This window comes from Clostridiales bacterium, assembly GCA_030016385.1.
Classification (GTDB): Bacteria; Bacillota; Clostridia; order Clostridiales; family Oxobacteraceae; genus JASEJN01.
Map to the genome: position 1 here is coordinate 1 of JASEJN010000040.1, position 15,146 is coordinate 15,146.

General features: G+C 43.7%; 5 protein-coding genes and 1 CRISPR repeat array. Of the genes, 2 read left to right on the forward strand and 3 right to left on the reverse strand.

What is annotated here, in order from left to right:
• Both QME45_10045 and QME45_10050 read left to right on the forward strand, forming a co-directional pair.
• The coding region (locus QME45_10045; protein ID MDI6618996.1) for a transposase at positions 1-278 on the forward strand (278 nt) is incomplete at its 5' end.
• 376 nt (positions 279-654) lie between these two features.
• Positions 655-2,343 carry an IS1634 family transposase gene (locus QME45_10050; protein MDI6618997.1) on the forward strand — a complete coding sequence of 563 codons (1,689 nt, stop codon included), beginning with the start codon at positions 655-657 and terminating at the stop codon, positions 2,341-2,343.
• 154 nt (positions 2,344-2,497) lie between these two features.
• Positions 2,498-12,893: a CRISPR direct-repeat array (repeat unit 32 nt; unit sequence ATTTCAATCCACGCACCCGTGAAGGGTGCGAC).
• Between the two features lie 193 nt (positions 12,894-13,086).
• Here the strand turns inward: QME45_10050 and cas2 are convergent.
• Genes cas2 through cas4 form a run of 3 tightly spaced genes read right to left on the reverse strand, consistent with a single transcriptional unit; the run spans position 13,087 to position 15,094 of the window.
• Positions 13,087-13,380, reverse strand: coding sequence for a CRISPR-associated endonuclease Cas2 (gene cas2 / locus QME45_10055; protein ID MDI6618998.1), 294 nt, complete (start codon positions 13,378-13,380; stop codon positions 13,087-13,089).
• A 14-nt stretch (positions 13,381-13,394) separates the two neighbouring features.
• Positions 13,395-14,426, reverse strand: a complete 1,032-nt coding sequence (gene cas1c / locus QME45_10060) for a type I-C CRISPR-associated endonuclease Cas1c (protein ID MDI6618999.1) — start codon at positions 14,424-14,426, stop codon at positions 13,395-13,397.
• Entirely contained in the window at positions 14,423-15,094 is a 672-nt protein-coding gene (cas4, locus tag QME45_10065) for a CRISPR-associated protein Cas4 (protein ID MDI6619000.1), read from the reverse strand. The genes cas1c and cas4 overlap by 4 nt, the downstream gene beginning before the upstream one ends.
• Positions 15,095-15,146: the final 52 nt, after the last annotated feature.

A 15,146-nucleotide genomic window follows, 5' to 3' on the forward strand; every position in this document is an offset into this window, starting at 1 on the left:
TACAGGCACATTTTATGACTTGCTTTGTAGCATTGGTTATTGCAAGAATTCTTGAAATGAAACTTGATCATAAATATAGTATTGGGCAGATGCTGGATAGTCTGAGCAAGGCAGAATGTACTCACATAAAACAGAACTATTACCTATTCGATTATTACGATGACACTTTAAAAGATATCGGGAATATTTTTGGCATAGATTTTTCCAAGAGAATCAGAAGTTTGGGTGAAATTAAAAAAATTTTAGCCGACACAAAAAAAAGTCAAAATTCACTATGATATTATGACAAAAATGGGCAGCCTCAAACTTGCATATTATGCCGGTTTGAGACTACTTCTATGCCTATTTAACTGCAAAAGTCAGGATATACAACTTATTACACAAAGGCAACAGGATAAGGGACCCATTGCACGGCAAATTCGCGAACCCATTTCCTTCCAAAATCCTTATCAAAGGATTTTTTAAAAATGCCATTTCAGCATTAATATTTCGGAAGGAGCGTAATTCGGGTCTTTGACAGTTGTGTAGATGGCAAAATTTTATGGAAGCTTGAAAACAGGGCTTTTTTTATTAAAAAAACGTCAAATTTATCTATTTTACTATTGAGTACTTTAGGGTACTGTGGTATAATATAAGGGATGGAAGGTGTTATTTATGAGATTAAAAATATCCAAATCCCCAAACGCAGCATCGCTTTATGTTATCAAATCTACATATGAACACGGAAAACACTCGTCTAAGATTGTTGAAAAGCTTGGAACAGTTAAGGAGTTAACTAAAAAATTAAACGGGCAGGATCCTATCGAGTGGGCAAAAAAACATATCGAGGAACTTAACCAAAAAGAAAGGGAAGAAAACCGTGAGGTTATAGTCAAGTATTCTCCAGCCAAGATAATTGCAAAAGGCGAACAGCGTTCTTTTAATGGCGGCTACCTTTTTCTACAGCAGATATACTACAAACTCGGACTCAATAATGTCTGTAATAAAATATCCCGAAAGTATAAATTTACGTTCAATTTGAATTCAATACTTTCAAGACTGGTATATGCAAGAATCATTTACCCATCTTCAAAGCTTGCAACATTCCAGCTTTCCAAGAGGTTTATAGAGCAACCTGATTTTGAACTCCAGCATGTATATAGAGTACTCGAAATTGTTGCCAGGGAAGGTGACTTCATACAGTCTTCCCTGTACAATAACAGCCTGAAGATTTCCAAAAGAAATACGGGCGTGCTTTATTACGACTGCACCAATTACTTTTTTGAAACCGAGCAGGAAGAGGGGTTGAAACAATATGGTGTTTCAAAAGAACACAGGCCAAACCCCATCGTACATATGGGACTGTTTATGGACGGAGATGGCATTCCTCTTGCCTTTGACATCGACAAGGGAAATACAAATGAGCAACTGACATTAAAGCCGCTGGAGAAAAAAATCCTATCCGATTTTAACCTTTCAAAGTTTATTGTGTGTACTGACGCAGGGCTGGCATCGGATGGCAACAGGAAATTTAACAATAAAGGCGAAAGGGCGTTCATTACGGCACAGTCCATCAAAAAGCTAAAGATTAACCTTAAAAAATGGGCTCTTGACCCAGGAGGCTGGTCCCTTGCTGATAATGGCACCTATGACATTACAAAACTTGACGAGGACAAAGACAGGGATAAAATCTTTCATAAGGAACGATGGATAAAAGAAAATGGTTTGGAACAGAGGATTGTTGTAACATACTCCATCAAATACCGTAATTATCAGAGGATGATTCGAAACTCCCAGGTAGAACGGGCACAAAAGGTGATTGATTTCAACCCTGGAAAGTTAAAAAAATATAACTCCAATGATTACAAAAGGTTTATTGAGAAAGACCACTGCACTGCCGAACATTACAGCATAAACACGGAACTTATTTCAAAGGAAGAAGCATTCGATGGCTTCTATGCTGTGTGTACTAATCTTGAAGATAATGCTTCCGAAATTATCAGGGTGAATAAAAGACGATGGGAAATCGAAGAATGTTTTCGGATCATGAAAAGCGAATTCAAGGCAAGACCAGTATACCTGAGCAGGGATGACAGGATAAAAGCCCATTTTACTACCTGTTTCATTTCCCTGGTCATCTACAGATTACTTGAAAAGAAACTGAACAGGAAATATACATGCCGGGAAATAATTAACGGATTGAGGGACATGAATTTCTTTGAAGCGAAGGGCGACGGTTACATACCTGCTTATGCCAGAACTGATTTTACAGATGACTTACATGAAACGTTTGGTTTCCGCACTGATTATCAGATTGTTAGCACAAGCCAAATGAAAAAAATTTTAAAAAGTACAAAATCATAAAAAATTACTCACTTTTTAATCAGTCCCAAAAAGCTTGAAGCCTCCTAATTTCAAGGGCTTTCAAGCTTTTTATTTTTATCAAGTGTGAAATTTCAAAGTAACTTCCACTTTAAAAGGATAAGGGGTGGAATTTAATTTGATAATTAATTATAGGATTTCAATCCACGCACCCGTGAAGGGTGCGACATATTGCTAACCGCCATTTCGGCAGACTAAAAAGATTTCAATCCACGCACCCGTGAAGGGTGCGACCTTGCAGTCGCAGGCATGCAGCTTATGGATGCCGATTTCAATCCACGCACCCGTGAAGGGTGCGACTTACAATCTTTCTATCATAAACAGTGTATCAGAGTATTTCAATCCACGCACCCGTGAAGGGTGCGACACCAACATATTGGCTAAAAATGCCTGCCAAAACTATTTCAATCCACGCACCCGTGAAGGGTGCGACTGCTTCTTTATATAGGCTCGTTCAATATCTCTATAATTTCAATCCACGCACCCGTGAAGGGTGCGACCAAACTATCTAAGTTAACAAGTTCTCCATATTCAATTTCAATCCACGCACCCGTGAAGGGTGCGACTTACTGCGGTATCAAGCCTGCCGGATGCATTACATATTTCAATCCACGCACCCGTGAAGGGTGCGACGGCACCCATCTATTCATATGCCACGCAAAGCAGCAAATTTCAATCCACGCACCCGTGAAGGGTGCGACATACTTGGCGAAGGAACTGAGGAAGCATCATCGGGAATTTCAATCCACGCACCCGTGAAGGGTGCGACTTTACTAAATTTAACATACTTTTAGGCCAAAAATATATTTCAATCCACGCACCCGTGAAGGGTGCGACATCTACCATCACAAGATGATGAACAATATGCAAGATTTCAATCCACGCACCCGTGAAGGGTGCGACGGGATAGATTGAACGAGTTACAGGTAAAGGAGGTATTTCAATCCACGCACCCGTGAAGGGTGCGACTCCATTCAATTATGTTTGCCCCGGGTTGTAGTATGGATTTCAATCCACGCACCCGTGAAGGGTGCGACTTATATATAACAAATTTCTCCCATGGCTCCAACAAATTTCAATCCACGCACCCGTGAAGGGTGCGACGCTGTGGCCTGTTTGAGATTGTCAACTATATCTTTAAATTTCAATCCACGCACCCGTGAATGGTGCGACTATATCGTTATTGAATTCGTTATTGAAACTGTTATTGAATTTCAATCCACGCACCCGTGAAGGGTGCGACTCCTCTTTCGACTTCACCGTTTCAGCGCCAACCGAATTTCAATCCACGCACCCGTGAAGGGTGCGACAATGTGGTTTACAAATAATCATATAAAATGTTCAATTTCAATCCACGCACCCGTGAAGGGTGCGACGTCAAAATCACTGGATTGTAACTTTGACAAATTTATTTCAATCCACGCACCCGTGAAGGGTGCGACTTTACCCATGCTTACAACTAAATGTGATAAGGGGATTTCAATCCACGCACCCGTGAAGGGTGCGACAAATCTGATTCCCCGATGCAGGTAACAATTAGCAATATTTCAATCCACGCACCCGTGAAGGGTGCGACGCTTTGCACTGGTGTAATCCCCGGCTCCTGTGCCATTTCAATCCACGCACCCGTGAAGGGTGCGACCCTGCCATAATAGGCAGGTTGGCAGGCTTCAAAACTATTTCAATCCACGCACCCGTGAAGGGTGCGACTGGCATTAATGCCTTTATCTGGTCACCGGTCACTGATTTCAATCCACGCACCCGTGAAGGGTGCGACTATACTGTATTGCATTCTATCACCTTCTCATATGTATTTCAATCCACGCACCCGTGAAGGGTGCGACTGAAAATAAACCAGAGTAACATAAAAGCCCTATGAGATTTCAATCCACGCACCCGTGAAGGGTGCGACTTTTTCCATAAGAATTTTCATAGCCTTACGCATATATTTCAATCCACGCACCCGTGAAGGGTGCGACCCATAATGCCGTATATACATATCCCTGAATTCTGCATTTCAATCCACGCACCCGTGAAGGGTGCGACTGGAACGAATACAGTAAGTGTTGAGGTATTAAATTAATTTCAATCCACGCACCCGTGAAGGGTGCGACGAACCAATACCGCAACCCAAACTCAAATCGGTTATATTTCAATCCACGCACCCGTGAAGGGTGCGACTACGAAATCGCCTAAAATGCTGGAAGGCTAAAAATATTTCAATCCACGCACCCGTGAAGGGTGCGACTATCTGAAATGTTGCTTTACCTTGTCATATATTGTATTTCAATCCACGCACCCGTGAAGGGTGCGACGAGCAAATGCTTTTATTTTTCCCATTACCGAGACGTATTTCAATCCACGCACCCGTGAAGGGTGCGACACGCATAAAACGCTTGAACAAATTGCAGATGAAATATTTCAATCCACGCACCCGTGAAGGGTGCGACTTAATGTTATGTTATCATTATACTTTCTTATTTTATATTTCAATCCACGCACCCGTGAAGGGTGCGACGTAAATTATGCAATATAGTCACATCTGCATTGTGCGATTTCAATCCACGCACCCGTGAAGGGTGCGACATCAAGGCATAACGGCATAGTAAATTTTGAAAAATTATTTCAATCCACGCACCCGTGAAGGGTGCGACCTTCATCATCAACGCTCTTACCTTCATCAGTATCGATTTCAATCCACGCACCCGTGAAGGGTGCGACTCGGCTGGACGTGCCGGCTAAGCAGTGGATATTTATTTCAATCCACGCACCCGTGAAGGGTGCGACTAACCTAAAAAGTCATCTTCTGATTCTTCTTCTACTATTTCAATCCACGCACCCGTGAAGGGTGCGACTCAGCTTCTTTGTCAGTCTGCTTGTCTATTATCCGATTTCAATCCACGCACCCGTGAAGGGTGCGACCCTTAATCTTTGTTGCGATTTCGACATCCTTCTCGGATTTCAATCCACGCACCCGTGAAGGGTGCGACTTCAAATTGAGTTTTTGTATCTACCTTGCCATTTTATTTCAATCCACGCACCCGTGAAGGGTGCGACATCAAGTATGACGGCCAAATAACAATAGCAACCGGATTTCAATCCACGCACCCGTGAAGGGTGCGACCAAGAGCAGAGGATGACTTTGATTCAGTAGAAGAAATTTCAATCCACGCACCCGTGAAGGGTGCGACTGATACTCTTAATAGTATATTTGATAGCGTGAATATTTCAATCCACGCACCCGTGAAGGGTGCGACGACATGAGGATCCTTCCACTACACAGATATATGCAATTTCAATCCACGCACCCGTGAAGGGTGCGACTTAATCCAGCGATCATATTAATAGCCATTTGAATAATTTCAATCCACGCACCCGTGAAGGGTGCGACACCGTAAATATTGATGGTCTTGCTGATGCTATTATATTTCAATCCACGCACCCGTGAAGGGTGCGACACGAATTAGAATGTACAAATAGAATGCCTATGAGGATTTCAATCCACGCACCCGTGAAGGGTGCGACTCCACAAACATTGCCATACATTGCAAAAAAAATAAGATTTCAATCCACGCACCCGTGAAGGGTGCGACTATGATGCAGATTTTATAAACGTTGTTGTTTGGAGATTTCAATCCACGCACCCGTGAAGGGTGCGACCCCTGAGCAGTGGGAAGATTGGGATATTTATCAGAATTTCAATCCACGCACCCGTGAAGGGTGCGACACATAGCAAATCCGTCTCTGATATATCCAGGGCAATTTCAATCCACGCACCCGTGAAGGGTGCGACTGGAGCTGTAACAGATAGAGTTTACCCAGATAAAATTTCAATCCACGCACCCGTGAAGGGTGCGACACAGTGTTTATGCTCCGATATGGATGGACAACAAAATTTCAATCCACGCACCCGTGAAGGGTGCGACCTACGCTTATGTTTCATGCTCTCACCCCTTCTTTTATTTCAATCCACGCACCCGTGAAGGGTGCGACATTAATGCCGTTTCTACCTTGCCAAGTCTTGCTTATTTCAATCCACGCACCCGTGAAGGGTGCGACCCTTCTTGAGTGCGGCATTAGATGGAAAGATATATTATTTCAATCCACGCACCCGTGAAGGGTGCGACAGAAGATGAAGCGGTTGAAGAAGGTTGCATTACCTTTATTTCAATCCACGCACCCGTGAAGGGTGCGACAGATACAAATGAAAAAGCAAATGCAAGGATAAAAATTTCAATCCACGCACCCGTGAAGGGTGCGACAGACTACATGCGGGGAATGACGCACATATTGTGTATATTTCAATCCACGCACCCGTGAAGGGTGCGACAAATATATGAGGGCTATATCGTAAGATACAAAGGATTTCAATCCACGCACCCGTGAAGGGTGCGACTCGATGATAAAACATTACAGGATATGCTTGATAATATTTCAATCCACGCACCCGTGAAGGGTGCGACCATGATATAATAAAAATAATGAAAGATTAAAAGAATTTCAATCCACGCACCCGTGAAGGGTGCGACATAGGGTAATATTGTAAAATATTCATTTGGCGGTATTTCAATCCACGCACCCGTGAAGGGTGCGACTTGTCAAAATCACTGGATTGTAACTTTGACAAATTATTTCAATCCACGCACCCGTGAAGGGTGCGACATCTTCGTAGGCTCCCAGCCTATCAACGATTTTCTATTTCAATCCACGCACCCGTGAAGGGTGCGACGACCTGCCACCTTTCGGCCAAATCCTTTTTAGTAAATTTCAATCCACGCACCCGTGAAGGGTGCGACGATTATTTTGCATTCAATCACCCCTTGAGGGTTTATTTCAATCCACGCACCCGTGAAGGGTGCGACTTGGTATTATGGCCTTTACATCTCCTTGCATAGGAATTTCAATCCACGCACCCGTGAAGGGTGCGACGAAAACTATATTAATAACTATGAAGCAGATGAAAAAATTTCAATCCACGCACCCGTGAAGGGTGCGACTTAGCCCTGTCCGGCCGTTGAAGTGATGTGATGAATTTCAATCCACGCACCCGTGAAGGGTGCGACTTAAAATATCAAATGTGATGATACAATATATATGATTTCAATCCACGCACCCGTGAAGGGTGCGACAATGCAGCATAAACATTTAAAATGGCATTGTCATATTTCAATCCACGCACCCGTGAAGGGTGCGACAAAATATATGAGGGCGATATCGTAAGATACAAAGGATTTCAATCCACGCACCCGTGAAGGGTGCGACTAATGCAGCATAAACATTTAAAATGGCATTGTCATATTTCAATCCACGCACCCGTGAAGGGTGCGACCTGGAAGGGGAGGAAACTTTCGCCCTTGAGGCAAGATTTCAATCCACGCACCCGTGAAGGGTGCGACCTGCGCAATCATTAGCAAACCAAATGTATAGCACTATTTCAATCCACGCACCCGTGAAGGGTGCGACACAGGTGACCGTTAAGTGCTTGAAAGCCTACATAATTTCAATCCACGCACCCGTGAAGGGTGCGACTTGAGCTTATAGTGGTCAGCATCTTCCATGTCGTAATTTCAATCCACGCACCCGTGAAGGGTGCGACCTGAAAAAAGTTATACAGTGTATTTCGCTGAGCAAATTTCAATCCACGCACCCGTGAAGGGTGCGACAATTACCATGCGGTTGTCCATCTATTGCCATACCTATTTCAATCCACGCACCCGTGAAGGGTGCGACATTTTACGTTTGCTAAATTTTTCGATTACCAATTTAATTTCAATCCACGCACCCGTGAAGGGTGCGACGATCTATTCTCCACTCGTTATCATTGACTTTAACCATTTCAATCCACGCACCCGTGAAGGGTGCGACTCGCAGGCATATTTGCATTCACCCGCTCCCATGCAATTTCAATCCACGCACCCGTGAAGGGTGCGACTTACCTAAGGATATTGTGGAGGCTATGCAAATTGAATTTCAATCCACGCACCCGTGAAGGGTGCGACTTTAAACTCTATCTGCTTCCCATCCTTATTTATCAATTTCAATCCACGCACCCGTGAAGGGTGCGACTTAGCCCTGTCCGGCCGTTGAAGTGATGTGATGAATTTCAATCCACGCACCCGTGAAGGGTGCGACTCAAACATATTAGATTATAATTCTGTAATTGTAAATTTCAATCCACGCACCCGTGAAGGGTGCGACATACTACATTGTAGTATCATAATAATTGTAAAGAATTTCAATCCACGCACCCGTGAAGGGTGCGACGCAAATAATTGGTATGATATGTTTGAAGATTGGGATTTCAATCCACGCACCCGTGAAGGGTGCGACTAAGAAAGAGCTATTAAAATCATGTGGTTTTCGGATTTCAATCCACGCACCCGTGAAGGGTGCGACTCTTTTCCTTGGTTCGGCTATGCAGTTTAGTATTATTTCAATCCACGCACCCGTGAAGGGTGCGACTCAGCTTCTTTGTCAGTCTGCTTGTCTATTATCCGATTTCAATCCACGCACCCGTGAAGGGTGCGACTCAATACCGCCGTTTACTTGATTCTTAAACAGTCTATTTCAATCCACGCACCCGTGAAGGGTGCGACTGCCACGGGTCGAATGTAATTGCAGGCCTGCCCAATTTCAATCCACGCACCCGTGAAGGGTGCGACTACTTTGCATACTTTGAGCTGCTAAACGGTTTTAAATTTCAATCCACGCACCCGTGAAGGGTGCGACGTTTGATAAAAAGGCAAAAGAAGATAGCAAATAAATTTCAATCCACGCACCCGTGAAGGGTGCGACTGTTGCTTTCCAGCATTTCGCATTTTGTCTTGACATTTCAATCCACGCACCCGTGAAGGGTGCGACGTAGGTACTGGTATATTCATAGTGATTGCCAAATGATTTCAATCCACGCACCCGTGAAGGGTGCGACTGCCACGGGTCGAATGTAATTGCAGGCCTGCCCAATTTCAATCCACGCACCCGTGAAGGGTGCGACATGCTTATGAACGCAATTTCAGTGACATTTCAAATATTTCAATCCACGCACCCGTGAAGGGTGCGACTTCAAATTGAGTTTTTGTATCTACCTTGCCATTTTATTTCAATCCACGCACCCGTGAAGGGTGCGACTTACTTGATTCTTAAACAGTCTGAATGTAACGTATTTATTTCAATCCACGCACCCGTGAAGGGTGCGACAAGATGATGCCGATGGCTAGAGTGTCTAGTATGCAATTTCAATCCACGCACCCGTGAAGGGTGCGACTTGTTGTATTAAACTTTTTTGTAAAGATATGCAGATTTCAATCCACGCACCCGTGAAGGGTGCGACCTAAAAACAGTTTTATAAAATTAAGCTCCTCGTTGATTTCAATCCACGCACCCGTGAAGGGTGCGACATCCCGACTTTATCGCCATCAAAGCCAGCAAGAGCATTTCAATCCACGCACCCGTGAAGGGTGCGACCCATTCTTTCCCGTATAACTTCCGGGACAACTGCCATTTCAATCCACGCACCCGTGAAGGGTGCGACGGAGATTGAAATATAAAGGAGGCTATATATTGGAATTTCAATCCACGCACCCGTGAAGGGTGCGACTATCCAAAACCTTACTTATTGCAGCCATTTCTTGATTTCAATCCACGCACCCGTGAAGGGTGCGACCTGTGGTTGCATGGAAGATTGCGGCGGTAACAGCATTTCAATCCACGCACCCGTGAAGGGTGCGACGATACGTAAGGAATTTTACGGAAAGAGCAAAAAGATTTCAATCCACGCACCCGTGAAGGGTGCGACATAATGGTTAACCAGATATATGTCGATATGCTTGTGAATTTCAATCCACGCACCCGTGAAGGGTGCGACGATATCAGGCTTGATATTAAGGACCAAGGTAGGAATTTCAATCCACGCACCCGTGAAGGGTGCGACTTGTCAGTCTGGATTCCAAAGTTAATAGCAGAGGAATTTCAATCCACGCACCCGTGAAGGGTGCGACATAAAAAAGTTAAAGAAATTATATACCGGTATATGATTTCAATCCACGCACCCGTGAAGGGTGCGACGGAATTAACATCCCAGACTGCTCAGGCCTTAAAAATTTCAATCCACGCACCCGTGAAGGGTGCGACTAATAGGTCCAAAAATAAAGAAAAAAAGCTTATATTATTTCAATCCACGCACCCGTGAAGGGTGCGACTTATCTATATCAAATTCATGCTTAATACTGTTGATATTTCAATCCACGCACCCGTGAAGGGTGCGACCCTCAAGCCACTTTTCAAACCATTCATATACTCGATTTCAATCCACGCACCCGTGAAGGGTGCGACCTCACAAGTGAGTATGACATAATCGAAAAAGTTGAATTTCAATCCACGCACCCGTGAAGGGTGCGACACGTGGTAAATCTGCGCTGCTTCGGCATACCCATATTTCAATCCACGCACCCGTGAAGGGTGCGACAGTGCCGGCTGCAGGGATGAATATATATTTGCAAATTTCAATCCACGCACCCGTGAAGGGTGCGACTTAACCTTTCCGTTTACTTTCCCTATTGTGTTCGATTTCAATCCACGCACCCGTGAAGGGTGCGACTTGCAATGTTTGAATAAGCGCATCCTCAATGCAGATTTCAATCCACGCACCCGTGAAGGGTGCGACTATAAAGCCTGTATATTGTCTCATAGCGCTCAAATATTTCAATCCACGCACCCGTGAAGGGTGCGACATACATTACAATAATATTATCGAAAGGAGGTAAACATTTCAATCCACGCACCCGTGAAGGGTGCGACGATTATCCTGAAAAGCTCATTACTTTGATTGAACAATTTCAATCCACGCACCCGTGAAGGGTGCGACCAAGCTCTATTCCCCAGTAATAACCATTTTCTCGATTTCAATCCACGCACCCGTGAAGGGTGCGACATAAAGTTACTCATATAGCGTAATTAAAAAGAGGTATTTCAATCCACGCACCCGTGAAGGGTGCGACGTTATTAACATCATACTGTGTGGCTGATTCATTGATTTCAATCCACGCACCCGTGAAGGGTGCGACTGCCTAGTTAGAAAACAATCTGATGTTGAATCTGGAATTTCAATCCACGCACCCGTGAAGGGTGCGACGAGATTGAAATATAAGGAGGAGCTAAAATGAATAATTTCAATCCACGCACCCGTGAAGGGTGCGACCCACTTATATCTGAATCTGATGTAACCTTATACCAATTTCAATCCACGCACCCGTGAAGGGTGCGACTATGAATTATTTAATACTTCTTTAGGTATAGTTATAATTTCAATCCACGCACCCGTGAAGGGTGCGACTCTGCTCGGATCCGTTTACCTTCCCATCATCAAGATTTCAATCCACGCACCCGTGAAGGGTGCGACGAGTACAGGGTTGCATTCAAGCGGCTATTTGAAAAATTTCAATCCACGCACCCGTGAAGGGTGCGACTTCACCTCCTATATTTGCGCCATGAACTCCAGTTGATATTTCAATCCACGCACCCGTGAAGGGTGCGACTAACATGGGCGAATACATTAAGACAAAAATTTATTATTTCAATCCACGCACCCGTGAAGGGTGCGACTCTTTCATTTTCATTTCCCTCAACCAAAACAAAGATTTCAATCCACGCACCCGTGAAGGGTGCGACTTTTTATGGAAAACGATAAAATATATGAGTTAATATTTCAATCCACGCACCCGTGAAGGGTGCGACAAAATAGTTTCTTGATACTTTTCAGTTATTAATGATTTCAATCCACGCACCCGTGAAGGGTGCGACTCACATCCTTTGTGCCTGTATCGCCTTTCCGCTTATTTCAATCCACGCACCCGTGAAGGGTGCGACTATTTTAAGGCACTTCATCATATCCACCTACTTTATTTCAATCCACGCACCCGTGAAGGGTGCGACCTACATCCTTTTGGAAATCAAATAAACCGGAGAGGTATTTCAATCCACGCACCCGTGAAGGGTGCGACTCAATCTTTCGCCCCCTCCTTTATATTTCTGCTAATTTCAATCCACGCACCCGTGAAGGGTGCGACGTAGTAGCCTTTACCCCGTTCCACAGGTTAGAAAAATTTCAATCCACGCACCCGTGAAGGGTGCGACTGTACGCCCTGCTTTATCTTTAACACCATTCCAATATTTCAATCCACGCACCCGTGAAGGGTGCGACAATGTAAACTTGGTTCAAATAATCGTAACAAGCAAAATTTCAATCCACGCACCCGTGAAGGGTGCGACTCATGAATCTCATCACAGATTAAACTATCAAAATATTTCAATCCACGCACCCGTGAAGGGTGCGACTCTATTACTTCTTTTATATTAGTATAATTTTTTTATTTCAATCCACGCACCCGTGAAGGGTGCGACATTCCATTCTTGCAATGAAATATTATAATTTGGTTATTTCAATCCACGCACCCGTGAAGGGTGCGACGTAGGCGATACTCCATACCGTCTGCCAACACTATAATTTCAATCCACGCACCCGTGAAGGGTGCGACTCCACTAAATGTTATTTTTAAGCATTCAATATTAGCAATAAACGTAAATTGATATTAAAAATGTATATAATGAGTAAACTATCCTGGCAAATTTAGCATTGAACACATTGAAAATCTGGTTTTTCACTTTCCATCCAGCCAATTTTACTTGCGAAACTCCCGGTTTTCTCTGTGCACTTATGGTTCGCAGAAATCAGACAAGCATCACATCATCAGTAGGATTATATGTGTTATTTTTGCCCATTTGTTCAACCCTGTTTTCCCAATTCTTACCCAATAAATAAAACCTTAAGCTATCCCTTTTTTCATCAATTATTTTTGATAAGGAGTCTTTCAAGCCCACAAACTGTGCAGGGTCCAGCATGCATTCAAATACAGAGTTTTGCACTCTTTGCCCATAATTAGTGCACACCTTGGCAACCCTTCTCAGCCTTGTTTTCCCACCGTCACTTTCAGTATTGACATCGTATGTAACTAAGACCATCAAGATTCATCACCTGCCTATCCCATAAAAAATGGCGGATAACTTTCAATATCATTTCTTAAAAATCTTGCCATTAACATCGCCTGAACATATGGCAGCAGCCCTATCTCTATCTTTTCATTGAGGAAAGGATGAGTTATTTCTTCCTGTTTTCGTTTCTGCCAGGCTGTAAGGAATGCAGCCTTTGTGTCCTTGTCCATTATGATTCCCCCACTTTCCTTTGCAATAAAACCGTCCGGGGAAATCTGCTTTCTATTGATTAATGAAATTACAAACCTTTCCGCCATGTAAGGCCGCAGTTCCTCAATCATGTCCAGTGCCAGGCTTACTCTTCCTGGCCGGTCGGTATGAAAGAAACCTACATAAGGGTCCAGTCCCACGGTTTCCAGGGCGCTTTCCATCTCAAATGTCAAAAGCGTATATGCATAGGAAAGCAGTGCATTAATATTATCCACAGGAGGCCTTCTGTTTCGTTCAGTAAAATTGAAGTCCTGTTTTTGCTGTAAAATCAGATTATTGAACACAGAAAAGTAACTCCGGGCTGCTTCGCCCTCTATCCCCCTTAATTCATCACTATCTGAAGTCTTTTTCACATCCTCCAACGCAGATGACAGATTTCCCAGCACATGGTTCATATTGTCAACATCGATTGAGTTTCCGTGATCTCTTATTGCCCTGCTTAATACACTCCTACAGTTTGCTATTTTGCCAATGATAAAGTTTTTTGAAATTGAGACAGCTTTCCCTTTATCATCGGCATATCTGTATTGGGTTCTTCTCAGCAGCACATTTCCCTTTACTTCACCAGATAGCCTGGCTATAAATCTGCCATACTCATTGAGGAATGACACTCCCACATTGTTTTCTACGCAAAGCCTCATTAAACCCGGGCTTATACCTACATAATTAAAGCAAACTATACCCTCCAGTATGTGGATGGGCCTTCGCATCACTTCATTGTTATCCACCTTTATGACAACATTCTCGCCATCCCTTGAAACATAGGCGTCAGGATTAGTGATATAAAGCGTATTGAGCAGATGCCTCAATTTCCATCACCTCCCGCTTTTGTATATTTATCAATATAATTTGCTACACTGGCTTTTTTGCTTGTCAGACGGGGCATGCAGATATCTGTTAACGAACAGCTCTTGCAGTGCTTGCCGCTCTCAGCCTTAGGGGTAATTCTCTCACTGTAAATCCTGTGCATCTCATCCGATAGGATTACCACCTGATTCCTTAAGGCTTCGGTTATTTCCACCTTAACCCTTCTTTTGGTTTCGTTGTAGAAGAAATCAGATGAAGCAATTTTACATTTCAGCATTTCCTCCAAGCACAGGGCCTGTGCGACGAGCTGGACAATGTCCCGCTCGTCCTCTTTAGGCTTACCACGTTTGTATTCGACAATATTGGGAAGCCATTTGCCGTCCCTGCCTTTGACCTCAACCCCTGACTTTGAGACTGTAAATTCCACTATATCAGCAATGCCATAGAAACCCAGCCTGTATGAAACCAGAGGTATTGCCCTGCTGATAAATGTATTTTTCCTGGTCTCGGTAAAAAACGGGTCATCCGCATTTTCATGAATAACTTTGCCCTCCATGGTAGCCATGTTTTCCGACCACTGCTGCTCTACATGTATCAAAGCCCACTGCCTCTTGCAGAAATAATAGTGCTGAATACCGGAAAGCGACAATAGTTCATCTTCGCTATACATACATTGATACCTCTTTTTTCTTATGCCTAATATTGCTATTATAATTCCAATA

Bases quoted from the DNA above. Each gene is read 5' to 3' on its own strand.
- QME45_10050 (MDI6618997.1), top strand. From the start codon at position 655: ATGAGATTAAAAATATCCAAATCCCCAAACGCAGCATCGCTTTATGTT.
- cas4 (MDI6619000.1), bottom strand. From the start codon at position 15,094: ATGTATAGCGAAGATGAACTATTGTCGCTTTCCGGTATTCAGCACTAT.